The sequence below is a fragment of the Caulobacter sp. SSI4214 genome, from assembly GCF_012184455.1.
In the GTDB taxonomy this organism is placed as follows: domain Bacteria; phylum Pseudomonadota; class Alphaproteobacteria; order Caulobacterales; family Caulobacteraceae; genus Caulobacter; species Caulobacter vibrioides_E.
Window position 1 is genome coordinate 1 of the sequence record NZ_SZWJ01000180.1, and the last position, 1,109, is coordinate 1,109.

Here is a 1,109-nt window from a genome sequence, read left to right on the forward strand (position 1 = left end):
ACCGTGCGGATGCTTTCGCCCTTGTGCATCAGGTCGAAGGCCTCGTTGATGCGGTCCAGCGGCAGGACGTGGGTGATCATCGGGTCGATCTGGATCTTGCCGTCCATGTACCAGTCGACGATCTTGGGCGTGTCGGTGCGGCCGCGCGCGCCGCCGAAGGCCGTGCCGCGCCACACCCGGCCGGTGACCAGCTGGAACGGACGGGTCGAGATCTCCTTGCCCGCCTCGGCCACGCCGATGATGATGCTCTCGCCCCAGCCCCGGTGGCAGGCCTCCAGCGCCTGACGCATGACGCCGGTGTTGCCGGTGGCGTCGAAGGTGTAGTCGGCGCCGCCGTCGGTCAGGGCCACCAGGTGCTGAACCAGATCGCCCTGCACGTCCTTCGGGTTGACGAAGTGGGTCATGCCGAACTTGCGGCCCCATTCCTCGCGGGCGGGGTTGAGATCCACGCCGATGATCATGTTGGCGCCGACCAGCTTGGCGCCCTGGATGACGTTCAGGCCGATGCCGCCCAGGCCGAACACGATGACGTTCGAGCCCGGCTCGACCTTGGCGGTGTTGGTCACCGCACCCACGCCCGTGGTCACGCCGCAGCCGCAGTAGCACGACGTCTTGAACGGCGCGTCGCGGCGGATCTTGGCCACCGCGATCTCGGGCAGCACCGTGTAGTTCGAGAAGGTCGAGCAGCCCATGTAGTGGTAGATCGGCTGGCCCTTGTACGAGAAGCGGCTGGTCCCATCGGGCATCAGCCCCTTGCCCTGGGTGGCGCGGATGGCCGTACACAGGTTGGTCTTGCCGCTAAGGCAGCTTTTGCACTGACGGCACTCGGGCGTGTAGAGCGGGATCACGTGGTCGCCGACCGCCACGCTGGTCACCCCCGCGCCGACCTCGACCACCACGCCCGCGCCCTCGTGGCCCAGGATCGACGGGAAGATGCCTTCGCTGTCCAGGCCGTCCAGCGTGTAGGCGTCGGTGTGGCAGACCCCCGTCGCCTTGATCTCGATCATCACCTCGCCCGCCTTAGGCCCCTCCAGGTCGACCTCGACGATCTCCAGCGGCTTCTTGGCTTCAAACGCAACGGCGGCGCGGGTCTTCATGGCGGGGCTCCC

At 67.5% G+C, this 1,109-nt stretch carries 1 protein-coding gene; it reads right to left on the minus strand.

Annotated elements, in window-relative coordinates:
- Positions 1-1,097, minus strand: a 1,097-nt coding sequence (locus FCU40_RS22985) for an S-(hydroxymethyl)glutathione dehydrogenase/class III alcohol dehydrogenase (RefSeq protein WP_004622665.1), incomplete at its 3' end; no start/stop codon positions are given.
- Positions 1,098-1,109 lie beyond the last annotated feature (12 nt).